The organism is Shimia sp. MIT910701 (genome assembly GCF_047126315.1).
In the GTDB taxonomy this organism is placed as follows: domain Bacteria; phylum Pseudomonadota; class Alphaproteobacteria; order Rhodobacterales; family Rhodobacteraceae; genus Shimia.
Window position 1 is genome coordinate 2,418,661 of the sequence record NZ_CP138953.1, and the last position, 22,178, is coordinate 2,440,838.

The following is a 22,178-nucleotide window of genomic DNA, read 5'->3' on the forward strand; positions in this document are numbered from 1 at the left end:
CCTTTTAGCTGGTGAATTTTGCGTCCAGAGCGGCGAGGTGGTGATCCACCAGCGCCGTCTCGTCTTTGGTCAGCACGCGGTGACGCGGGTATTGTGGATCGGCGCGGTCATGCAGGATGGGCGCGTCCCAACCGGTTGTTGTGGCGAAGAAATCCACAACGCCTTGCTCACCAAATTCACGCAGGTAGCCTTGCACAACCACGTCCAGATAGCTGAGCAGAATGGGATGGCGCATGTCTGCGGGCAGGCCGATGTTGTGGCGGGCGGTGTAGACGGCGATCTCGATGGGATCGGTGATCGGGTGGGTGACCTTCGGAGTGCTGATCACGCGAGTGTAGGCAAATTCACGGGCGTCCAGAGCTTCCCAGTCATCGCCTGGCACATGTGCTATAATACCGTCTATGGCGCAGGAGTCGTCTGGCACAGCGGTAAGAAACGCGATGGGGCGCAGGTCGGTGTGACACCACTGACGCCGCCACCCGTTCAGGCGCGCGGGATGCGCATTCTCGTAAGAATGCGTGCTTTGATTCACGAGGCTGCCATAGCCAAAGAAGTAGGAGGCGGTCATGCCTCCTCCCTACACGTGTGTTGATCCATGTCAATGCTATGCACGGATCCCTCTGGCACAACCCGCTCACCCATCTGACCGCCGGGACGGACTGAGAGGAAGATCATGCGGATTACCAAACGGACGAATATTGCCATTCGTGTGCTGATGTATTGCACAGCGCACCGTGGCCGCTTGGTGACCAAGCATGAGATTGCCGGGGTGTGTAACGCGTCGGAAAACCACCTGGCGCAGGTTATTCACCAACTGGCGTTGATGGGCGTGTTGAGCACGCAACGGGGGCGCAATGGCGGGCTTGAGTTGGCTCGCGAGCCCAAAGACATTGAGATCGGTGAGATTTTCCGGGCTATGGAAGCCTCTGTGCCGCTGGCCGAGTGTTTTGCGGATGTGGACAATTCCTGTCCGCTTGTGGCGGCCTGTCGATTGAAGTTGGCTTTACAAGAGGCCGCGGAGGCATTTTACGCGCGGTTGGATGTTGTGACGCTGGACTCGTTGGTGTGCAACAACACCGCGTTGCTTGGCATTCTGGCGCCTGATCCTTGTGACTCAAAAGCCAGCTAAGAACGTGTTCGCGGGCTTAGTGGCGAAAGTCGACGCCTGAGAGGACGACGCCCGCGGCGAAAACAACTCCCCACAACAGACCTGCGAGGACCGCCATCCAGCGGCCTTTGCGCTGGACTGGCCAGCGGAATGTGCCAAACAGCAGAGTGAGAAATAGGGCGCTGGCCAAGAGGACAAGGGTTTGTTCTAGCGTAGCACCAGAGGGGAGGGCGGAGAGTTCTGGCAGGTTGAGCCCGAGGTCATAGCGCAAGCCCCAGATGGCCAGGAGCCCCAGAGCGGTTGTCAAAAGAACAACGATTGGTCCTTCCGCTTTGCCGCCGCGCCAAAGCTGCGCGGCTGCGCCAAGGGAGAGCGCGCCGCCGAGAATGGGGCCGACAAAAAAGATCAGGGCAAAAACAAGCATCAAAGAGGTCCTGTTTGGGTGGGGGCTTACCTAGGGAGCCGGGCAGGCGAAGCCAAGGGGATTTGCAAAACTGCATGATCGGCGGTTTCTAATTGTCTTCTCCATAAGGTGTCGTGAAGGTGCAGGTCGCCGTGGAAAGTCGTCTGATTGCGCGGAAAACCTTTTGTTGGATTGCAATTACTTACCGGGCTGGGTGAAGTGTGTCATAACTATTGCTTATCGCGTGATAATCAGTTGCGATATTGAGGCTTGTCAGCTTTGGTTCTGCATACTACGGTGCACGCCAAGGTGAATCGGGAGAACTGGACGATCCAGTGCCGAAGGAGCAACCGCCCCGGAAACTCTCAGGCCACAGGGACCGACCACCTTTGAAAACACACTCTGGAGAGTGGTGTTCGTCAGGACACCCGCCGAAGGGATAACGATCTCAGGCAGTCGGACAGAGGGGGCATCGCACGCGCAGAACAGTTGCGCGAAAATGGGATGCCGGATGTGACCTCCAAACATGGACACGCCCGGAAGGAGAAGGGCGAAGCCTATGGGAGATTTGAAGCGGACACCGCTGTATGATCTGCATGTTGAGCTTGGCGCCAAGATGGTTGGGTTTGCGGGCTATGACATGCCTGTGCAGTACCCGCTGGGCGTCATGAAAGAGCACCTGCATTGTCGCGGGGCTGCGGGTTTGTTTGATGTGAGCCACATGGGGCAAGTTGCGCTGCGTGCCGGGAGCTACGAGGCCGCTGCGAAGGCGTTTGAAACGCTGGTGCCACAGGATGTGATGGGCCTTGGCGCTGGGCGTCAGCGCTATGGGTTTTTCACCAATGATGCAGGCGGGATCGAAGACGATCTGATGTTTGCCAACCGCGGCGACCACCTGTTTGTGGTGGTGAATGCGGCCTGTAAAGAAGCGGATATTGCGCGGATGACCGCAGCGTTGTCCCCGGATGTGACGGTGGAAGAGATCACCGGTCGTGCGCTGGTAGCGTTGCAAGGTCCGGCGGCAGAGACCGCTTTGGCGCGGTTGAACCCTGCCGTTGTCGATATGGCGTTTATGGATTTCACCGAAGTTGAGCTGGATGGCGTGGCCTGTTGGGTCAGCCGCTCGGGTTACACCGGGGAAGATGGATACGAGATTTCGATCCCAGAAGCCGATGCGGAAGGTATTTGCCGCAAACTGTTGGCGATGGAAGAGGTGGAAGGCATTGGCCTTGGCGCGCGCGACAGCCTGCGTCTGGAAGGCGGCCTGTGCCTTTATGGCAATGACATCGATGCCAGCACATCCCCCATCGAGGCGGCGCTGACCTGGGCAATCCAGAAAGTGCGCCGCGCGGATGGGGATCGCGCCGGAGGCTTCCCGGGTGCAGATCGCATCTTTGGCGATCTGGCGGAAGGCGTGGCACGCAAACGTGTGGGCCTGGCGCCAACAGGCCGGGCGCCGATGCGGGCGGGCACACAGCTGTTTGCCGCGGCTGAAGGTGGCGAGTCGATTGGTGAAGTCACCTCGGGCGGCTTTGGTCCGACCTACGAAGGTCCGGTGGCCATGGGATATGTCGGCACGGCGCAGGCCGCTGTCGGAACAGAAATTTTTGGTGAGGTACGGGGCAAGCGTTTGCCCGTGACCGTGGCGAAGATGCCGCTGGTGCCTGCCAATTTCAAACGTTGAGCAACAGGAGAGCAAGCAATGAAATATACCGAAGAGCACGAATGGCTGCGGGTTGAAGGCGACGTTGTGGTGGTGGGCATCACCGAACACGCCAGCGAGCAACTGGGCGATGTGGTGTTTGTCGAACTGCCAGAAGCGGGCACCGAGGTCACCAAAGACGAAGAAGTCTGTGTGATCGAGTCCGTGAAAGCCGCGTCTGACATTCTGGCGCCGATTGATGGCGAGATTGTCGAAGTGAACGAGCCGCTGGTTGATGAGCCGGGCAAGGTGAACGACGACCCCATGGAAGGCGCCTGGTTCTTCAAGATCAAGCCGTCCGATCCGTCCCAGATGGACGATTACATGGACGAGAACGCCTACAAAGAATTCATCGGGTAAGCCTTTGGCTGCGGGAGGGAGGCAACTCACATCCCGCGCTCGATGACCAGCATCTACGAGAGGTTTGGTTCGGTCTGTAAGACCGGACCGTGCCCGACCCTCCCCACGGGAGGGCGCTTTCAGCCCCCACCCAGGGTCAGGCGCGGTCCTTCCGAGCCAAGCCCTCACTTTATCTAACTTCCGCACCTGTTGCCGCGGATTGTTGAGGAGATGAAGATGACCTTCAAACCCACCGACTATCTACCTTATGATTTTGCCAACCGCCGTCACATCGGCCCGTCTCCGGATGAGATGGACGCGATGCTTGAGGTGATTGGCGCCGACAGCCTTGACGCTCTGATTGATGACACGATGCCTGCGAGCATCCGTCAGAAAGAGCCGCTGAACACCGGCCGCCCGATGTCTGAGCGCAAAGTGCTGCGCCACATGCGCACCACGGCTGAAAAGAACAAAGTGCTGACCAGCCTGATTGGTCAGGGGTACTACGGCACTGTGACGCCGCCAGCGATCCAGCGTAACATTCTGGAGAACCCGGCCTGGTACACCGCGTATACGCCATATCAGCCTGAGATTTCGCAAGGCCGTCTTGAAGCGCTGTTGAACTACCAGACCATGATCACCGATCTGACCGGTCTGGACGTGGCCAACGCGTCGTTGCTGGATGAGTCCACCGCCTGTGCCGAAGCGATGACCATGGCGCAGCGGGTGTCCAAATCCAAAGTCAAAGCCTTCTTCGTGGACGAAAACTGTCACCCGCAGAACATTGCGGTGATGCAGACCCGTGCCGCGCCACTGGGCATTGAAGTGATCGTGGGCAACCCCGACGATCTGGAAGCAGACAAGGTGTTTGGCGCGATCTTCCAGTACCCTGGCACCCATGGTCACGTGCGTGACTTCACCGCCGAAATCGAAGCTCTGCACGCCAACAAGGCGATTGGGGTTGTGGCGGCAGATCCGCTGGCCTTGACCTTGCTGAAAGAACCGGGTGCGATGGGCGCGGATATTGCTGTTGGCAGCACCCAGCGCTTTGGTGTGCCGGTGGGCTATGGTGGTCCACACGCCGCTTACATGAGCTGTAAGGATGCCTATAAGCGCTCCATGCCGGGCCGGATTATCGGTGTGTCGATTGATGCGCAGGGCAACCGTGCCTACCGCCTGTCGCTGCAGACCCGTGAACAGCACATCCGCCGCGAGAAAGCCAACTCCAACGTGTGTACCGCACAGGCGCTCTTGGCGGTGATGGCCTCCATGTATGCCGTGTTCCATGGCCCGGAAGGTTTGAAGGCGATTGCGCAGCGCGTGCACCGCAAGACCGCCCGTCTGGTGAAAGGTCTGGAGGACGCGGGTTTCACTGTGGAGCCGGGTGTGTTCTTTGACACCGTCACCGTTGATGTTGGCCTCTTGCAACGCGGTGTGTTGCAGCACGCGGTACAGGAAGGCATCAACCTGCGCAAAGTGGGCAAGACCAAGGTTGGTATCTCGCTGGATGAAACCACCCGTCCGCAGACCATCGAAGCGGTTTGGCGCGCGTTTGGCATTGTACAGGACGATAAGGACTATACGCCAGAGTATCGTCTGCCAGAGAAGCTGCTGCGCGAAACCGGCTATCTGGATCACCCGATCTTCCACATGAACCGGGCTGAGACCGAGATGATGCGCTATATGCGTCGTCTGGCAGATCGCGATTTGGCGCTGGACCGCGCGATGATCCCGCTAGGCTCCTGCACCATGAAGCTGAACGCAGCTGTGGAGATGATGCCAGTGAGCTGGCCTGAGTTCTCCAATCTGCACCCGTTTGCGCCCAAAGATCAGGTCGAAGGCTATACGCAGATGATCGACGATCTGAACGACAAGCTGTGTCAGATCACTGGGTATGATGCGATTTCCATGCAGCCGAACTCTGGTGCGCAGGGTGAGTATGCGGGTCTGCTGACCATCGCGGCTTACCACCGGTCGCGGGGCGAAGATCACCGCAACGTATGCCTCATTCCGATGAGCGCGCATGGCACCAACCCGGCCTCGGCACAGATGGTGGGCTGGAAAGTAGTGGCGGTAAAATCGGCGGAGAACGGCGACATTGATGTGGAAGACTTCCGCGCCAAGGCCGAGAAACACGCCGAGAACCTGGCTGGGTGCATGATCACCTATCCGTCCACCCATGGTGTGTTTGAGGACACAGTGCATGAGGTTTGTGACATCACCCATGAGTTTGGCGGTCAGGTTTACATCGACGGCGCCAACCTGAACGCGATGGTGGGCTTGTCCCGTCCGGGCGATGTAGGCGGTGACGTGAGCCACCTGAACCTGCACAAAACCTTCTGCATTCCACACGGTGGGGGCGGCCCCGGCATGGGACCTATCGGCGTGAAAGCGCATTTGGCACCACACCTGCCGGGTCACCCTGAAGCTGGCGGTGTTGAAGGGCCGGTGTCTGCGGCGCCATTTGGCTCGCCTTCGATTCTGCCTATCAGCTGGGCCTATGTGTTGATGATGGGTGGCGAAGGTCTGACCCAGGCGACCCGTGTGGCGATCCTGAACGGCAACTACATCGCCAAGCGGCTCGAAGGTGCCTATGACGTGCTCTACAAAGGCCCAACCGGCCGCGTGGCACATGAGTGCATCATCGACACCCGTCCGTTTGCTGACAGTGCTGGGGTGACCGTGGATGACATTGCCAAACGTCTGATCGACAGCGGTTTCCACGCGCCAACCATGAGCTGGCCGGTGGCGGGCACGTTGATGATTGAGCCAACAGAGTCTGAGAACAAAGCGGAGCTGGATCGTTTCTGTGATGCGATGTTGTCCATTCGTGAGGAAATTCGCGACATCGAGGAAGGCCGGATTGATGCGGAGAACAACCCGCTGAAACATGCGCCGCACACGATGGAAGATCTCGTGAAAGATTGGGATCGTCCATACACCCGCGAACAGGGTTGTTTCCCACCCGGTGCGTTCCGTGTGGACAAGTACTGGCCGCCGGTGAACCGTGTGGACAATGCGTACGGCGACCGCAACCTGGTCTGCATCTGTCCGCCGATGGATGAGTACGCCGAAGCGGCGGAGTAAGTCTCGCAGGATTGGGTGAGGGGGCCAGCCCCCTCGCTTGCCAAGGCAAGCGCACCCCCGAGATATTTGAAGAATGAGAAAGCCGGGTTTGCGCCCGGCTTTTTCTGTTTGGTGGGTTAGTCGCGCGCGCGCAGGATTTGTGCAGGGCGATTGGCGAGCGAGGGCAGGGCGAAGACCATGCCAGCGAGGAGGTTGGCCAAGATGCCTGCGGACAGGATCAATAAGGCGTTGGGCCAGATCACGTAGAAATCGCTCTCAATGACAAAAGTCATCACCGCCCAGCCGCCAGTAAGACCCACGGCGAGCGCGACGGTGCCAGCCGCCGCCCCAAGCAGCGCTGCGCGCCAGGCAAAACTGCGCAGGACTTGCGCGCGGGTGGCGCCGAGGGTTTTGAGGATCGCCGCCTCATAGGTGCGGGCGGCTTGGCCCGCAGCGGCGGCGCCAAAGATCACCAATAGGCCCGTGAGCAGGATGGTCGACGCGCCGTAAGTGGTCGCGTTGGCGAGTTGCGCAACGAGGCTTGAAACCTGTTGTGCGGCGTCGCGCACGTGGATTGCGGTCACGTTGGGGTATTGCTCAGAAACATCCTTGAGTAGGGTCGCCTCGCTGTCGGCATCGGCATAGACCGTGGCGATGAAGCTGTGCGGGGCGCCCGCGAGCGCGGCCTCGTTCATTACGATAACAAAGCCCATGCCAGCAGAGGAGAAATCCACCTCGCGGAAGCTGGTGACCGTGCCGGTGATGTCACGGCCCAGGATGTTGATGGTCAGCGTGTCGCCCAGTTTGAGCCCCATCTCGAGGGCTTCCTCTTCGGCAAAACTGATCTGAGGCGCGCCCGCATGATTTGGGTCCCACCAGGTGCCGGCGGTGAGTTTGGTGTCCGGTGGCATGGCCCCGGCGTAGGTCACGCCACGGTCACCGCGGACAACCCAGTGATCGCCGGCAACCTCTTTCGCAGGTTGGTCATTGATACGGGTGATCACGCCGCGCAGCATGGGGGCGGTTTCGACGTTGTGGATGGTTGGCGTGGCGTCCCAATCGGCTTGCAGGTCCGGCATCTGGTCGCGTTGGATGTCGACGAAGAAGAAGGAGGGGGCTACGTCGGGCAGTTCGCTGGCGATGGCGTTGCGCAGGTTGCCGTCGACTTGGCCCACCGTGGCGAGCACGCTGAGGCCAAGGCCGAGAGACAGCACAACGGGGGTGGTGGCGTCGCCAGCGCGGCCCAGGGATTGCACGGCCCAGCGGAGTTCGGGGCGGCTGCGCAGGCGGGTGGCGAGGCGGCGCAGAAGCGCGCGCAGGCCGGTGGCCGCAAAGGACAGCGCGATCATGGCGACCATAACTCCGCCGGCGAACCAAAGCGTGAGGCGCGAGGAGCCAGAAAGCCAGCTGGCGAGGCCCAGCAGGAGGGCGATCAGCAAGCCAACCGCGAGAACGTAGCGCGTCGCGGGCAGGTGGCGGTTTTCGCCAAGTTGATCGCGGAAGAGCGCACTGGGACGGACGTTTTCGACTTTTGCCAGAGGCCAGAGGGTAAAGATCGCGGCGGCGAGGGCGCCATAGAGGGCGGCCTCGATCAAAGGGACTGGGTAGAGGCTGAAGCTGGCCGGGAATGGCAGGACGGCTTCGATCAGTGGGCCAAGCAGGATTGGCAAGAGCGCGCCGAGGGTAAGGCCGAGCGTGATGCCAAGCAAAGACACAAAACCGATTTGCAGGAAGTAACTGAGGAAGATCACACGACGCTCTGCGCCGAGGCTGCGCAAGGTGGCGATGGTTTCGGTTTTGCGCGAGAGGTAAGCGCGGATGGCGGTTGAGATGCCGACCCCGCCTACGGCGAGGCCTGCGAGCCCCACAAGGATCAGGAAAGCGCCAAAGCGTGCGACAAAGCGGGTGATGCCGGGGGCGCCATTGCGGCTGTCGCGCCAGCGCAGGCCGGTGCTTTCAAATTTTGCGCGGGCGTCGGCTTCGAGCGTCGCGAGGTCTGGATTGGGCGGCAGGTCGAGGCGGTAGTGGCTGGTGAAGAGCGTGCCGGCGGCGAGCAGGCCGCTGTTGGCGAGGTCTTCGGTGCGCACAAAGGCGCGGGGGGCAAAGTTGAAGCCGCCTGCGGTGTCGGGTTCGCGATCCAAACGGGCAGTCAAGATGAACTCTTGGGTGCCGAGTTGGAACGTGTCGCCAATGTTGAGCGACAGGCGGTCGGCGAGCAGGCCGTGCAGAACTGCACCGGGGAGGGCGTCAGATCCAGCCAAGGCGTCTTGCCATGGAATGTCAGGGGTGATGTCAACGTTGCCGACAAGCGGGTAGGCGTCATCAACGGATTTGACTTGTGCCAAGGCGCGTTCGGTTTCGTCGGCGCGCGGCACCACCACCATGGACCGGAAGTCTATGATTTCTGAAGTGGCCTCGGTGTTCTGGGTCATCCACGCCAGTTCTGCGTCGTTGGCGCGGCGGTAAGTGAAGCTCATTTCGGCATCGCCACCAAGTAACGTAGCGCCTTCCGAGGCAAGGCCGGTTTGGATGGCGCTGCGCACGGAGCCGATGGCGGCGATGGTGGCCACCCCGAGGATCAGGCAGGCGAGGAAGACGGTGAAACCGCGCAGGCCGCCGCGGATTTCACGGCGGGCGATGCGCGTCGCGGCAGTAAGGCTCATGCGGAGGCCTCAACCGCTGTCAAAGGCGCATCAATTTGACCGTCGCGCAGGCGCACCACACGTTCGCAGCGCTCGGCAAGCCTGTTGGAGTGGGTGACCAGCACCAGCGTGGTGTCACGCTTGGCGTGCAGGTCAAACAGCAGGTCCATGATGGTTTCGCCGGTGGATTGGTCTAGGTTGCCGGTGGGCTCATCGGCCAGCAAGAGGCGCGGTGAGGGCGCGCAGGCGCGGGCGAGGGCGACGCGTTGTTGTTCGCCACCTGACATTTGAGACGGGTAGTGATCGGCGCGATGGGCGAGACCGACAGCTTCGAGTTCCGCCTGCGCGCGTTCCATGGCGTCTTTGCGGCCTGCGAGCTCCAATGGGGTGGCGACGTTTTCTAAGGCGGTCATTGTTGGGATCAGGTGGAAGTTTTGAAACACCACTCCCATGTTTTCACGGCGGAAGCGGGCAAGGGCGTCCTCACTCATGGCGGAGAGGTCGTGGTCCAGTGCCGTTATCGTTCCGGAGGTGGCGCGCTCCAACCCGCCCATCAACATCAGCAGCGAGGATTTGCCAGATCCAGAAGGGCCAACCAGCGCCAAAGTCTCCCCCGCTTGCACGTCCAAAGAGATGCCGTGCAAGATTTCTATGCGTCCGGCATTGCTATCCAGCGCCAAAACCGCATCTTGAAGGGAGAGAATGGATGACATGAAAGAGGCCGCCTGTTGATGAATGTTTCCACCCTATATGGGGCGCTATCGCGCCGCGGCAAGGCGCTGGCGCTGAGCATTTTAGTTGTTCCGGTAACGGCTTGGTCAGCTTTGGCTGAGCCGGTGGTTATTGCGGCTTTGGGCGATAGCCTGACCCACGGCTACGGCGTGCCGCAGGGCGAAGGCTTTGTGCCGCAACTTGAAGGCTGGCTTCAGTCGCAGGGATTGGACGTTATTGTACAGAATGCGGGGGTGTCTGGGGATACAACGCAGGGCGGGCTGTCACGCGTTGGCTGGACTTTGGGGCCGGATGTGGACGCGATGATTGTCACCTTGGGCGGCAATGATGCGCTGCGCGGGATTGATCCGGCGGTGAGCAAAACCAATCTGGCGGGCATCATTGAGGCCGGTCAGGCGGCAGGTGTCAATGTGCTGTTGATTGGGGTGGAGGCACCGATGAATTTTGGTGCGGACTACAAACAGGCTTTTGACGGCATGTATGGCGAATTGGCTGCGCAGTATGGCGTGGCGTTGGTACCGGACTTCTTTGAAGCCATTCGGGATTTGCCTGCAGAAGAGTTGCGGGCATTGATGCAGGCCGATGGCATCCACCCAAATGTGCAGGGCGTGGCGCAGATTGTGCCGGTGCTTGGTCCATATGTGCAAAGCTTGGCGGAGAACGTTGCGAAGGAGTGATCTATGCCGGGGCGGCTGTTTCTTGAGACCTCAATGACAGAGATTGGCCAGTGGGTTAGGCGTGATGTTGGTGAAGTTTTTGATGAGCCGCCGCGGCGAAATATTGCTCCGGGCCAGGAGGTTGTGTGCCTGACGGCTGGCGGTTTCCGACGCATGCGGTGGGGGATCATCCCGGTCGGGCGCGTGAATGCGCGGGGGCGGCCGGTGATGGAGACCATCGTCAACGCGCGGTCGGAGACTGTGTTTGATAAGTCGGCGTTTGACGGGGTTGGCCGGGCAATTGTGATCGTCGATGGCTGGTATGAATGGACCGGCGAGAAACGCAAGAAAACCGCTTGGCGCATCCGTGGAGAGGCGCCGCTGGTGTTTGCGGCGATTACGGATGTCTGGACCGCGCCCGGGGGGCGGGAAGTGCATCAGGTGGCGACAGTGACCTGTGAGCCCAACACGGATGTGAAGCCTATCCACCATCGCATGGGCGTGCTGCTGGAAAAAGACGCGATTGATCTGTGGCTCAACGGCGCGCCGGAAGAGGTCGCACCGTTGATGGTGCCGTGGCCGGAAGGGCGTTTGACAATCGAGGAAGCCACCGATGTGGATTGGGACGCGCCTTAGGCGGCGAGATCTACCCAGACAGGCACGTGGTCAGACGGCTTAGAGCGGCCGCGCTCTTCTTTGTCGATCTGGCAGTCTTGCAGCAGGTCCGCGCATTGTGGCGACAGCAGGAAGTGGTCGATGCGGATGCCGTTGTTACGGTTCCAGGCGCCTGCTTGGTAGTCCCAGAAGGAATACATACCGGGCATCTGATTGCGGGCGCGGAAGGCCTCTGTAAAGCCGAGGTTGAGCAGGCGACGGTAGGCGGCGCGGCTTTCGGGGCAGGCGAGGGCGTCTTCTTGCCAATCTTCGGGTTTGGCGGCGTCCTCATCTTGCGGGATGATGTTGTAGTCACCTGCCATGAGGAAGGGTTCCTCTGTGGCCATGAGTTCTTGGGCGCGGGCATAGAGCCGCTCCATCCACGCGAGTTTGTAGTCGTACTTGGGGCCGGGACGGGGGTTGCCGTTGGGCAGGTAGAGGCCGCAGACACGGACCGGCGTGTCGCCCATCACGGTGGCCTCGATATACCGGGCCTGTTCGTCGGTCTCATCGCCGGGCAGGCCGCGTGTCACATCCTCCAGCGGCAGCTTGGACAGGATCGCCACACCGTTGAAGCTTTTCATGCCGTGGGTTTCGACTTGATAGCCGCGCTCTTCAAAAATCTCACGCGGGAAGGCTTCATCTACAGATTTGATCTCTTGTAGCAGAGCTACATCGGGCTGCGCTTCGTCGAGCCAGCGGGGCAGGGTTTCGATGCGCGCTTTGATGCCGTTGATGTTGAATGTGGCGATTTTCATGGCGCGCTCCTTACTGCTGGATAGGGGTATCTATCCAGCCTGAGTGGGGAACGGCAAGGGGCGAAACGCGCCGAGCTCACATGGAGAAGCTGGTGCCGCAGCCACAGGAGCTTGTGGCGTTGGGGTTGTTGATCACAAACCGGGCGCCAATAAGTTCTTCGGTGAAGTCAATCACGGCATCCGCAAGGAAGGGCAGAGAGATGCTGTCCACGAGGACTTTTTCGCCAGCGCCCTCCAGCACAAGGTCATCATCTTTTTGTGTGTCGAGTTTGATTTCGTATTGGAAGCCGGAGCATCCGCCGCCTTCGACAGCCACGCGCAAGGCTTGTCCTTGATCGGCGGCGCCAATCTCTGCCAGTCGTTCGAAGGCTCTTTCGGTCACTTTTGGCGGCAACTGCATGATATTTTGTCCTATTCGCGCAATTTGCCCGGTTCCTAGGCCGGACAAAACCCAATATAGAAGGGCCAAGGACAGGCTACAAGGACCACGCTTATGCAGGCGCCCTATGCCTCAGATCCGGCGCGCGCCAAGGGACGGCGTTTTCCGGAGGAGGAGAGCAGCTTCCGGTCGTGTTTTCAACGGGATCGGGACCGGATCATTCATGCGAGCGCCTTTCGGCGGCTCAAGCACAAGACACAGGTCTTTGTGGAGCATGAGGGCGATTACTTCCGCACCCGTTTGACGCACTCCATTGAAGTGGCTCAGGTGGCGCGAACCATTGCTGGGGCGCTGGGGCTTAATCAGGAAATCACCGAGGCGATCGCGCTGGCCCATGATTTGGGACATACGCCGTTTGGGCACACAGGCGAGGACGCGCTGCACGAGTTGATGGCCCCCTATGGTGGCTTTGACCACAACGCGCAGGCGGTGCGGATTGTGACTTCTCTGGAGCGGCACTATGCGGACTTTGATGGGCTGAACCTGACCTGGGAGACCTTGGAGGGGATTGCCAAGCACAATGGGCCAGTCACTGGCGCGTTGCCGTATGCTTTGGCGGATTACAACGCGGTGCACGACTTGGAATTGCACACCCATGCGAGTGCCGAGGCGCAGGTGGCGGCTTTGGCGGATGATGTGGCGTATAACAATCACGACCTGCATGACGGGCTACGCGCTGGGCTGTTCACCGAGGAAGAGATTTGCGAACTGCCCATCGTGGGTGAGGCTTTTGCGGCAGTGGACCGGCAATATCCGGGATTGGAGGCCATTCGGCGACGCCATGAGGCGCTGCGGCGGGTGTTCGGCGTGATGGTGGGAGACGTGATCGACACCTCCCGCGCGGCTTTGGCGGAGGTGGATGCGCAATCTGTCGAAGAGCTGCGCGCTTGTGGGCGGCCTGTGGTGCAGTTTTCCAAGGCGCTCTGGGCGGACCTCAAGGAAATCCGCAGCTTCCTGTTTACCCGGATGTACCGCGCGCCGAGCGTGGTGAAGATGCGCAAGGAAGTCACGATTGTTGTTAAAGAGCTCTTCCCACTGTTCTTGACCGAGCCCACATTGCTGCCATCGCGCTGGCATGCCGATTTGGCCAAGTGTCAGGACGAAACAGCGGTGGCGCGCATTGTGTCTGATTACATTTCCGGCATGACAGACCGCTATGCGCTGCAACAACATGAGCAGCTTCTGGGCAAGTGACGTTGACGTGACGGTTTGGGGTGATAAACCACGCCAAATCCGAAAAGACCAAAGACACATTGATAGGACGGTCTGATGAACCTGTTTTCCGAGATCCGCGTTGCCGTGATCGACGCGCTGAACGCGATGCAAGCCGAGGGCGCGCTGCCTGAAGGGCTGGACTTCAAAAACGTGGCTGTGGAGCCGCCCCGCGATGCGCTGCATGGCGATATGGCGACCAACGCCGCGATGGTGCTGGCGAAACCTGCAAAAATGAAGCCGCGCGACATTGCCGAAGTGCTGGCAGGGAAGCTGGCGGAAGACCCCCGTGTTGAGGTGGCCGAGGTGGCAGGCCCTGGGTTCTTGAACCTGCGTCTGTCTGCAGGTCTGTGGCAGGGCGTTGTGAAGGCGGCGCTTGAGCAGGGCACAGACTTTGGTCGCTCCACCATGGGCGCGGGCAAGAAGGTCAACGTGGAGTATGTTTCTGCCAACCCAACAGGCCCACTGCACGTCGGCCACACCCGGGGTGCGGTGTTTGGTGACGCGCTGGCTTCGCTGTTGGACTTTGTCGGCTTTGACGTAACCCGCGAGTATTACATCAACGATGGTGGCGGGCAGGTCGATGTTTTGGCGCGCTCTGTGTATCTGCGGTACCTTGAAGCGCACGGCCAAGATGTGGCGTTTGAGGATGGCACCTATCCGGGTGATTACCTTGTGCCTGTGGGCGAAGCGCTGAAGGACAAGGTTGGCGATGCCTATGTTGGCAAAGACGAAGATGTCTGGCTGGCAGAAATCCGTGAGTTTGCCACCGATGCGATGATGGACTTGATCCGCGACGACCTGAAGGCGCTGGGCGTGGAGATGGACGTGTTCTACTCCGAGAAATCGCTCTATGGCACCGGCCAGATTGAGGCGGCGCTGAAATCTCTGGAAGACAAAGGCCTGATCTACGAAGGCGTGCTAGAGCCGCCAAAGGGCAAAAAGCCTGAGGATTGGGAGCCGCGCGAGCAGACCTTGTTCAAGTCGACCGAGCACGGCGACGATGTGGACCGTCCGGTGAAGAAATCCGACGGAGCCTGGACCTATTTTGCGCCAGACATCGCGTATCACTACGACAAGGTCACCCGTGGCTTTGACGCGCTGATTGACATCTTTGGCGCGGACCATGGCGGCTATGTGAAGCGGATGAAGGCGGCGGTTTCGGCGCTGTCCGGGGGCGAAGTGCCGCTGGACATCAAGCTGACCCAGTTGGTGAAGCTTTTCAAAAACGGTGAACCGTTCAAAATGTCCAAGCGGGCAGGCACCTTTGTGACCCTGCGCGATGTGGTGGATCAGGTGGGGCCGGATGTGACCCGCTTTGTGATGCTGACCCGCAAGAATGACGCGCCGCTGGACTTTGATTTTGACAAGGTTCTGGAGCAGTCCAAAGACAACCCTGTGTTTTATGTGCAGTATGCCCATGCGCGGGTGTGTTCTGTGATCCGCAACGCCGAAGCGGCCGGTATTACAGCGGATGACGCGACACTGGCGGCGGCGGACCTGTCCAAACTGGACCATGCGGCAGAGATCGCTGTGGCGAAAAAGCTGTCGGAGTGGCCGCGTCTGGTGGAAATCGCCGGGCGCACCAATGAGCCGCACCGGATTGCCTTCTATCTCTATGAACTCGCAGGCGAATTGCACGCGCTCTATTATAAAGGCAACGACGACACTTCGCTGCGCTTTGTGCAAGAGGGTGACGCAGATACATCACAGGCGAAAATTGCGCTGGCACGTGCCGTGGCCGTTGTTATTTCCGCAGGTCTTGGTATTCTGGGCGTAACTCCGGCGCAAGAGATGCGCTAAAGCTGCACGTTCGTCGGGGTTGAGGACTAGGCAAGACGACCCCGACGACACCGTACATCGCGGTAACGCGGACGGGCAGTGAGGCAAAAATGGCAGAAATTCCGATGGGTGCGCATGGCGTGCCCAAAGGCGAATCTTCCAACGCGGCACTTTTGGTGAACCGCGCCGGGATGTTTGTATCTTTGGCTTTGGTGGTTGGCACCGGCGTTTGGGGCTTTCAAATACTCTCCCGCGATGTGAGCGGCGTGCCGGTGGTGCGGGCGCTGGAAGGGCCGATGCGTATTCAGCCGGATGATCCCGGTGGGCGCCAGGCGGGACATCAGGGTCTCATGGTCAATCAGGTGGCTGCGGATGGCAGCGCGGCAGGGCCTGCGGATCAGGTGATTGTGGCGCCGCCACCGATTTCGTTGACGGAACGTGATCAGGTGTCTGGCACCGCCGTTGTGGTGCAGCCCACCGAAGCGCCGTCTGCGGTGCCGAGCCTAGTAGAAACCGAAAAACTAACCGAAGTGGTGGCACGGGCGCCCTCCGCTCCGATCGTGGCGCCGGAGCCGCTGGACGTGAGCAAGCCGCTGTCGGTCGAAGAACTGGCAGATCAGCTGTCCGCTGGCGCCAAGCCGCTCGAAACCATTGAAGTGGATGAGGTTCAGCCCATTCAAGTGGCGTTGAGCGAGCCGAAACCGGCTGTGGAAGAGGTTGCCGATGCGCCGAAACCCGCGGTCAAAGGCGGGCTGAAACGTTCGCTGCGTCCGGTGTTGCGGCCTGCGTCGCTGCCCACCAAAGCGCAGGGCACACAAGTTGCCTCGATCGACGCAGCCGTGCAGGGCGCTTTGCAAGAGGTGGATGCCGAAACCATTCCGGCAGGCACACGGTTGGTGCAGTTGGGCGCCTACGCCAGCCCGGAGATTGCGCGCGCAGAGTGGGATAAGCTGCAGCAAAGGTTTGATACCTATCTTGGTGACAAGTCCCGTGTGATCGAAAAAGCCAGCAGTGGTGGGCGCGTGTTCTATCGCCTGCGCGCCATGGGCTTTGAGACTGTGAGCGATGCACGGCGTCTGTGTTCCGCGCTGAAGGCTGAAAACGCCGATTGTATTCCGGTCACCACGCGATGAGCCGCTTCTGCGCTGCGATCTTTGGTTGTGATGGATTGCGCCTGACAGCTGAGGAAAAGGTCTTTTTTCGGGATGTGCAGCCGTTTGGCTTCATCCTGTTTGCCCGCAACATTGACAATGCAGATCAAGTGCGCGCGCTTTGTGATGAGCTGCGGGCCTGTGTTGATCACCATGCGCCGATCCTGATTGATCAGGAAGGCGGCCGGGTGCAGCGCATTCGAGCGCCGATGGCAACCGAGTGGTTGCCACCTTTGGAAGAGGTGCAGACGGCTGGTCCTAATGCGGCACGGGTGATGTATCTGCGCTATCGCATCATTGCGCATGAGCTGATGGCGCTTGGCATCGATGCAGATTGTGCGCCCATGGTGGATGTGGCGCGGCCGGACACCCATCCGTTTTTGCGTAACCGTTGTTACGGCGAAGACCCCCAACAGATCATCGAGATCGCGCGCGCAGTGTCCGAAGGGCTTTGGGATGGCGGTGTTTACCCCGTGATCAAACATATGCCGGGGCATGGGCTGGCCGTGGTGGACAGCCATAAGGACCTGCCACGCGTGTCCGTGCCAAAAGAAGAGTTGGCGGGAGACTTTGCGCCTTTCAAATCGCTCAATGACCTGCCGATGGGCATGACGGCGCATATTGTGTTTGAAGACATGGATGACGCGCCAGCGACAACTTCGCCAAAGATGATGCAGTTTATGCGCGAGGAGATCGGCTTTGACGGGCTGATCATGACCGATGACATCGATATGCAGGCGTTGAGTGGCACCGTAGATGAACGTGCTGCATCCGCAATTGCCGCCGGCTGTGACGCGGTTCTGCATTGCAACGGCACCTTGGCGGATCGTCAGGCGGTCGCAGCAGCGATTGGCGAGATGTCTGAGGCGGGGCAACGGCGTGCCGAAGCTGTGCTGGCCGCGCGACGCCAACCCGTGCCTGTTGACATTGAAGCGCTTGCCGAGGAACTTAAAGCGTTCTGAAACGGTGCTTGACGGGCAGGGGGCATGGCCGAAACCGACCTAAATCAAACTCTCCAGATGTCCTTTGGGGACGAGCAGGAGGAGATGTCCGTTGCCGAACGCATGGCGGCGGAAGCTCTGATTGTGGATGTGGACGGGTTTGAGGGGCCGCTTGACTTGTTGCTCACCCTGTCGCGCACACAGAAAGTAGACCTGCGCAAGATTTCGATTTTGGAGTTGGCGCAGCAGTATCTGGATTTTGTGGAACGGGCCAAACGGCTGCGGTTGGAGTTGGCGGCGGACTATCTTGTGATGGCGGCTTGGCTGGCGTTTTTGAAGTCACGCTTGTTGCTGCCGCCCGATCCCACGGAAGAGGGGCCGTCCGGCGAGGAACTGGCGGCGCACCTGGCATTTCAGTTGGAGCGGTTGCAGGCGATGCGCGATGCGGCGGCCAAATTGATGGCACGGGACAGGTTGGGGCGCGATTTCTTTGCGCGTGGGGTACCGGAAAACGTGGAGCGCGTGCGAAAGGTTACGTTCACCGCGACGTTGCTGGACCTGATGCAGGGCTATGCGCGGCTGCGCACGCGGGACGAGTTTCGCCCGTTCATCATGGACCGGGATTCTGTCTTTACGATGGAAGAGGCGCTGGAGCGGATGCGCGGCTTGATCGGCTATGCCGGGGCCTGGACAGACATTCTGAGCTATCTGCCTGCGGGCTGGGAAAACGACCCAAAGAAACGGCGCTCAGCGACGGCGGCGACCTTTGCGGCGTCTTTGGAACTGGCCAAAGAGGGTAAGGTGTTCATTCGCCAAAGCGAGACCTTCGCGCCGATTGAAGTACGAAAGAGAGACGGCAGGGATGAGTGACGATATCAACGCATCGGAGCCAGAGGCCGAAGTTGTGGAACAGGTGGTCGAACAAGAGGAGAGCCTGTTTGAAGCGCCGCCGGTTGCCGAACAAGAGCGCATGTGTGAAGCGATCCTGTTTGCCAGCGCGGAGCCTGTGACGGTCAAAGAGATGAACGACCGCATGCCGCATGGTTGTGATGCGGCGGAGGCCTTGGTGCATCTGCGCAAACGCTACGAAGGGCGTGGCGTGCATGTGGTGAAGGTCGGTGACGCTTGGGCCATGCGTACCGCGGCGGACCTTGGATTTCTGATGCAGAAGGAAACCGTGGAGACACGTAAGCTGTCGCGGGCGGCGGTCGAGACCTTGGCGATTATTGCCTATCATCAGCCGGTTACGCGAGCCGAGATTGAAGAAATTCGGGGCGTGAGCGTGAGTCGGGGCACGGTGGATCAGCTACTGGAGATGGAGTGGATCCGATTTGGGCGCCGCAAAATGACACCGGGCCGTCCGGTGACCTTTGTGGTGACGCAGAGCTTCCTTGATCACTTTGGCCTATCCAGCCCGCGTGATTTGCCGGGGCTGAAAGAGCTGCGGGCGGCGGGTTTGCTGGAAAATCGGCCACCTCCAGGTACCATTCCGCTTGGTGTGAACTCGGATGAGGATGACGACGGCATGGTGATCGATGACGGTCAGTCTGAGATGTTTGAGGACTAAGATACAGCCCTCAAATTGCTGTGACAGCCTTACTATGGGCGCAATTGGTGCCTAGATTGGCGATGTAAGAGCCACGTGGAGTGAACGCTATGAATGCCAATCAACTGATCAATATGGTGACTCGGATTATGATGCGCCGTCTGATCAATGGCGGCATCAACGCAGGCATCAATGCCGCGTCCAAAGCGCAAAAGAAACAAGCTGCTACAGAACCTGGGCCTTGGGGTGAAAAGCAGCAAGCGCTGCCGAAGGCGGCGCCACAGTTTGATGCAAAGCGCGCCAAGCAAGCCATGCGCGTGACCCGTAAGATTGGTCGGTTCTAAGCCTTTACTTGGCTTTGAAATGCTTGCTGAGCTTTAGTCCTTGCCCCTGATAGTTTGAGGCGATGCCGGAGCCGTAGAGCTGCTCTGGTACATCTGCCATGCGCTCATAGACCAGACGACCCACCACTTGGCCGTGTTCCAACACAAAGGGCGCCTCGTGACAGCGGACTTCCAGCACCCCACGCGACCCTGTGCCGCCGGCGGCGTCATGCCCGAAGCCGGGATCAAAGAACCCTGCGTAGTGCACGCGGAACTCGCCCACCATGGCCAAGAACGGCGCCATTTCGGCGGCGTAGGCGGGGGGGATGTGTACGGCTTCGCGGCTGACCAGGATGTAGAACGCGCCGGGGTCCAGGATGATTTTGCCGTCAGAGGCGTGCAGCTCTTCCCAATAGTCCGCCGGATCGTAGTGGCCGATGTTGTCCAGATCGATCACGCCGGTATGAGGTTTTGCACGGTAGCCCACCAGAGTGCCTTCGGTGGGTTGCAGGTCGACAGAAAAGCCGAGGCCGTCGTCGATCACCGCGTCGCCGTCCACCAGCGGGCTGCGATCGTGTAGAACAGCCAAATCCGCGTCAGTCAGGACGCTTTGGCCTTTGCGGAAGCGGATTTGGTTGAGGCGCATGCCCGGACGCACCAGAACGGAAAAGCTGCGGGGGCAGATTTCGGCATAAAGCGGGCCGGTGTAGCCGGGGGCGATGCGGTCAAATTCGGTACCGCCGTCGGTGATGGTGCGGGTCAACAGGTCGAGCCGGCCGGTGGAGCTTTTGGCGTTGGCCACAGCCTGGACGCCCTCGGGAAGCGCCAGGCTTTCCATCAATGGCACAACATAAACGCAGCCTTTTTCGAGCACAGCCCCGTTTGACAGATCAATACGGTGCATCTCGAACTCAGACAGACGATCCTGCACGCTGCAGTCATTGCCTGCCAGGAAGGACGCGCGCACGCGATAGGCGACGGTGCCAAGGCGCAAATCCAGAGAGGCGGGTTGCACCTGACCTTCGGCGACAGGTTCCGCCACCGAGATCTCGCCGGTTTGCAGCATGGTTTCAATGGTTTGGCTGGGTAAAACGCCGGTCATATTGGTCCCCCCGGATGTACAAAACGCCCGGGCCTTACGGCACACGGGCGTTTGTGATTGGTCGGGCTAGCAGGACTTGAACCTGCGACCTTCCGTCCCCCAGACGGACGCGCTACCAGGCTGCGCCATAGCCCGACGATGGGCTGTTCATAACGGAATTGAGGGCGGGGGCAAGTCAAAAAATGCAAGATCTGCCACGCCCCAGTGATTAGCCAGCTTTGCTGTGCAAAGCTTCCAGTCGTGCCAGCAGGCTGGCGGCGCGCGAGGCGTCTTTGGCCTCTACGGTGACCGGCTTGGTCAGCATCAGCAGGAAGTCGTCACGGGCGGTTTCACGTGCTACGAGCGTTTCCAGATCAGGCGTGCTGGAGGACGGTGTCGCTAAAACCTCTCTGGCCGTCTCGGTCGCCGCTTGTGGCGCAGAGCTTGGATCCGTTGCCGAGGTGTCCAAGCTGCCAGGGGCGCTGGTAGTTGGTGCAACTACTGAACCGGAGCCGTCCACGGCAGGTGTATCCAAGCCACTGCTCAATTCAGCGGCTGCAGTAGCCATGCCGTCTTCGCCGCCGGCAACTTCATCAGCGCCAGGTGCAAATGCGGTTTCGTCCGAAGTTGTTTCTGGTTCCGCGGAAATGTCTGAGGCCTCGACAGGCGGCGACGCGACAGGTGCGTCGGGTGCAAGCGCGCCATAAGGCTCGGCCGTAGTGTCATCGTCTTCTGCTAACGATGGAACGTCCTCTGGCCCGGTCTGCTCTGGCGCCATTGGCGATTCCAGCGACGCAAAGAGGTCGTCCATTGGCGGCAACTCATCGGAACCGCCTTCGGTCGCTGAGCTGGTTGCAGGCATCTGTTCCGTTTCCACGAATGGGGCGGGCTCGGTTTGGGCCGCTTCCAAAGGCTTAGCAGGGCTGGTCAAGCCAGAGGGCATAGGACCTGGTTCGGACGAGGTCGCGGGCACATCACCTTCGATTTTGACCAGAAGATCTTCCGGTATGCCGGCGTTGTCATCTTCTTCGTCGACTTCGATGGAGGTCTCATCGTCCTGGTCAACGTCATCCGGCGCGGTATAGAGGGTTTCCTCGGAAACTTCCTCATGGGTATCTTCCGGGGCAGCGATGGCCTCTTCTTCAGCGACGTACTCAAGAGGTTCATCGGCTTCCGCAGCGTCCTCAATGTCTTCGTCTTTGGCCTCCACAGGCTCTTCCTGCGCAGGCTCACTTTCGAGAGCTTCGTCTGGCTGGAGGTCGACTTGTGGTTCTTGCTGAGGCGTCTCGATCGGCTCCTGCGCCGTTTCTTCGCTCAGGTCTTCTGCAACCGCCTCAACAGATTGGTCCTCTTGATCGACGGGGCGAGAGAGGCTGGACACATGCTTGACGCCTTTTTCACGCAGCAGTTGCTGCGCGTCTTTGATCGGCATCCCATCTTCATGCAGCAGCTTTTTGAGGCCGCCAAGCAACTCCATGTCCTGGGGGCGGTAGTACCGCCGCCCACCGGCGCGCTTTACAGGTTTGACCTGAGAGAATTTGCTTTCCCAGAAACGCAGAACATGCGTTTTCACATCAAGCCATTCGGCAACTTCGCTAATGGTGCGAAAAGCCTCACGCGATTTGGCCATGGAGTTTGTCTCG

21 protein-coding genes, 1 tRNA gene and 2 riboswitches are annotated in these 22,178 nt (G+C 60.0%); of the genes, 13 read left to right on the forward strand and 9 right to left on the reverse strand.

Features of this window, described 5'->3' with window-relative positions; all coding sequences use genetic code 11:
• Positions 1-4: 4 nt before the first annotated feature.
• A complete protein-coding gene (locus SIB38_RS11565; protein ID WP_294113529.1) occupies positions 5-568 on the reverse strand; it encodes a gamma-glutamylcyclotransferase family protein in 564 nt (187 codons plus the stop codon).
• Positions 569-673: 105 nt separating this feature from the next.
• Between SIB38_RS11565 and SIB38_RS11570 the strand changes: the two genes are divergently transcribed.
• Positions 674-1,129 carry an RrF2 family transcriptional regulator gene (locus SIB38_RS11570; RefSeq protein WP_412550192.1) on the forward strand — a complete coding sequence of 152 codons (456 nt, stop codon included), beginning with the start codon at positions 674-676 and terminating at the stop codon, positions 1,127-1,129.
• Between the two features lie 16 nt (positions 1,130-1,145).
• On the opposite strand, the gene SIB38_RS11575 is transcribed toward SIB38_RS11570, so the two are convergent.
• Positions 1,146-1,532 (reverse strand): hypothetical protein, encoded by a 387-nt coding sequence (locus tag SIB38_RS11575; RefSeq protein ID WP_294113525.1) that lies wholly within the window; start codon positions 1,530-1,532, stop codon positions 1,146-1,148.
• 284 nt (positions 1,533-1,816) lie between these two features.
• Positions 1,817-1,903, forward strand: a riboswitch (glycine riboswitch).
• Positions 1,904-1,985, forward strand: a riboswitch (glycine riboswitch). It begins immediately after the preceding riboswitch.
• Between the two features lie 85 nt (positions 1,986-2,070).
• Here SIB38_RS11575 and gcvT point away from each other — a divergent pair.
• The 3 genes from gcvT to gcvP all read left to right on the forward strand — a co-directional run bounded on the left by gcvT (position 2,071) and on the right by gcvP (position 6,639).
• Positions 2,071-3,195, forward strand: coding sequence for a glycine cleavage system aminomethyltransferase GcvT (gcvT, locus tag SIB38_RS11580; protein ID WP_412550193.1), 1,125 nt, complete (start codon positions 2,071-2,073; stop codon positions 3,193-3,195).
• Positions 3,196-3,213: 18 nt separating this feature from the next.
• Entirely contained in the window at positions 3,214-3,573 is a 360-nt protein-coding gene (gene gcvH, locus SIB38_RS11585; RefSeq protein WP_294113521.1) for a glycine cleavage system protein GcvH, read from the forward strand.
• A 216-nt stretch (positions 3,574-3,789) separates the two neighbouring features.
• Positions 3,790-6,639 carry an aminomethyl-transferring glycine dehydrogenase gene (gene gcvP, locus SIB38_RS11590; protein WP_294113519.1) on the forward strand — a complete coding sequence of 950 codons (2,850 nt, stop codon included), beginning with the start codon at positions 3,790-3,792 and terminating at the stop codon, positions 6,637-6,639.
• 116 nt (positions 6,640-6,755) lie between these two features.
• Here gcvP and SIB38_RS11595 read toward each other — a convergent pair whose 3' ends face one another.
• Positions 6,756-9,281 carry an ABC transporter permease gene (locus tag SIB38_RS11595; RefSeq protein WP_412550194.1) on the reverse strand — a complete coding sequence of 842 codons (2,526 nt, stop codon included), beginning with the start codon at positions 9,279-9,281 and terminating at the stop codon, positions 6,756-6,758.
• Positions 9,278-9,973 (reverse strand): ABC transporter ATP-binding protein, encoded by a 696-nt coding sequence (locus tag SIB38_RS11600; RefSeq protein WP_294113517.1) that lies wholly within the window; start codon positions 9,971-9,973, stop codon positions 9,278-9,280. Before SIB38_RS11600 ends, SIB38_RS11595 begins: the two co-directional genes overlap by 4 nt.
• A gap of 18 nt (positions 9,974-9,991) precedes the next feature.
• On the opposite strand from SIB38_RS11600, the gene SIB38_RS11605 reads away from it, so the two are divergent.
• Positions 9,992-10,669 (forward strand): arylesterase, encoded by a 678-nt coding sequence (locus SIB38_RS11605; protein WP_412550195.1) that lies wholly within the window; start codon positions 9,992-9,994, stop codon positions 10,667-10,669.
• Positions 10,670-10,672: 3 nt separating this feature from the next.
• Positions 10,673-11,284, forward strand: coding sequence for an SOS response-associated peptidase (locus SIB38_RS11610; protein WP_294113514.1), 612 nt, complete (start codon positions 10,673-10,675; stop codon positions 11,282-11,284).
• On the opposite strand, the gene xth is transcribed toward SIB38_RS11610, so the two are convergent.
• Complete coding sequence (gene xth / locus SIB38_RS11615) at positions 11,281-12,060, reverse strand: exodeoxyribonuclease III (RefSeq protein WP_294113512.1); 780 nt, start codon at positions 12,058-12,060, stop codon at positions 11,281-11,283. The genes SIB38_RS11610 and xth overlap by 4 nt on opposite strands.
• A gap of 76 nt (positions 12,061-12,136) precedes the next feature.
• Positions 12,137-12,460 carry a HesB/IscA family protein gene (locus SIB38_RS11620; protein WP_294113508.1) on the reverse strand — a complete coding sequence of 108 codons (324 nt, stop codon included), beginning with the start codon at positions 12,458-12,460 and terminating at the stop codon, positions 12,137-12,139.
• A 93-nt stretch (positions 12,461-12,553) separates the two neighbouring features.
• Between SIB38_RS11620 and SIB38_RS11625 the strand changes: the two genes are divergently transcribed.
• The 7 genes from SIB38_RS11625 (at position 12,554) to SIB38_RS11655 (ending at position 19,475) form a co-directional block, all read left to right on the forward strand.
• Positions 12,554-13,693 carry a deoxyguanosinetriphosphate triphosphohydrolase gene (locus SIB38_RS11625; protein WP_294113507.1) on the forward strand — a complete coding sequence of 380 codons (1,140 nt, stop codon included), beginning with the start codon at positions 12,554-12,556 and terminating at the stop codon, positions 13,691-13,693.
• Positions 13,694-13,768: 75 nt separating this feature from the next.
• Positions 13,769-15,514: an arginine--tRNA ligase gene (gene argS, locus SIB38_RS11630; protein ID WP_294113505.1), complete on the forward strand. Its 1,746-nt coding sequence runs from the start codon at positions 13,769-13,771 to the stop codon at positions 15,512-15,514.
• An 89-nt stretch (positions 15,515-15,603) separates the two neighbouring features.
• Complete coding sequence (locus SIB38_RS11635; protein ID WP_412550197.1) at positions 15,604-16,626, forward strand: SPOR domain-containing protein; 1,023 nt, start codon at positions 15,604-15,606, stop codon at positions 16,624-16,626.
• A complete protein-coding gene (nagZ, locus tag SIB38_RS11640) occupies positions 16,623-17,606 on the forward strand; it encodes a beta-N-acetylhexosaminidase (protein ID WP_294113502.1) in 984 nt (327 codons plus the stop codon). The genes SIB38_RS11635 and nagZ overlap by 4 nt, the downstream gene beginning before the upstream one ends.
• Before the next feature lie 57 nt (positions 17,607-17,663).
• Complete coding sequence (locus tag SIB38_RS11645; protein ID WP_412552039.1) at positions 17,664-18,455, forward strand: segregation and condensation protein A; 792 nt, start codon at positions 17,664-17,666, stop codon at positions 18,453-18,455.
• Positions 18,448-19,152 carry an SMC-Scp complex subunit ScpB gene (gene scpB / locus SIB38_RS11650; protein WP_294113499.1) on the forward strand — a complete coding sequence of 235 codons (705 nt, stop codon included), beginning with the start codon at positions 18,448-18,450 and terminating at the stop codon, positions 19,150-19,152. Before SIB38_RS11645 ends, scpB begins: the two co-directional genes overlap by 8 nt.
• 89 nt (positions 19,153-19,241) lie before the next feature.
• Positions 19,242-19,475: a hypothetical protein gene (locus SIB38_RS11655; RefSeq protein WP_294113498.1), complete on the forward strand. Its 234-nt coding sequence runs from the start codon at positions 19,242-19,244 to the stop codon at positions 19,473-19,475.
• 4 nt (positions 19,476-19,479) lie between these two features.
• Here the strand turns inward: SIB38_RS11655 and SIB38_RS11660 are convergent, their stop codons facing one another.
• From SIB38_RS11660 to SIB38_RS11670, 3 genes are all read right to left on the reverse strand, one after another.
• A complete protein-coding gene (locus SIB38_RS11660; RefSeq protein ID WP_294113496.1) occupies positions 19,480-20,556 on the reverse strand; it encodes a 2'-deoxycytidine 5'-triphosphate deaminase in 1,077 nt (358 codons plus the stop codon).
• A gap of 58 nt (positions 20,557-20,614) precedes the next feature.
• Positions 20,615-20,691 (reverse strand) — tRNA-Pro (locus SIB38_RS11665).
• Between the two features lie 73 nt (positions 20,692-20,764).
• Positions 20,765-22,165 carry a MerR family transcriptional regulator gene (locus tag SIB38_RS11670; RefSeq protein WP_412550198.1) on the reverse strand — a complete coding sequence of 467 codons (1,401 nt, stop codon included), beginning with the start codon at positions 22,163-22,165 and terminating at the stop codon, positions 20,765-20,767.
• Between the last annotated feature and the right edge of the window lie 13 nt (positions 22,166-22,178).